Source organism: Parazoarcus communis SWub3 = DSM 12120, assembly GCF_003226565.1.
GTDB classification, from domain to species: domain Bacteria; phylum Pseudomonadota; class Gammaproteobacteria; order Burkholderiales; family Rhodocyclaceae; genus Parazoarcus; species Parazoarcus communis.
This window is the reverse complement of sequence record NZ_QKOE01000204.1, coordinates 1-255: the sequence shown is the minus strand read 5'-3', so window position 1 is coordinate 255 and position 255 is coordinate 1. Positions and strand designations below refer to the sequence as shown.

1 protein-coding gene is annotated in these 255 nt (G+C 67.5%); it reads left to right on the top strand.

Annotated elements, in window-relative coordinates; all coding sequences use genetic code 11:
• Positions 1-255: electron transfer flavoprotein subunit beta/FixA family protein (locus DNK49_RS23755; RefSeq protein WP_424445313.1), on the top strand; the 255-nt coding region annotated here is incomplete at both ends.

Here is a 255-nt window from a genome sequence, read left to right as displayed (position 1 = left end):
CGCTGGTGATCTGCGGCAAGCAGGCGATCGACGACGACGCCAACCAGACCGGGCAGATGCTGGCGGCGCTGGCGGGCTGGCCGCAGGCCACCTTTGCGTCGAAGCTGACCCTGTCTGATGGCAAGGCAAGCGTCATGCGCGAGATCGACGGCGGGCTGGAGACGCTGTCGATCCAGCTGCCGGCGGTGGTCACCACCGACCTGCGCCTGAACGAGCCGCGCTACGCGACGCTGCCCAACATCATGAAGGCCAAGA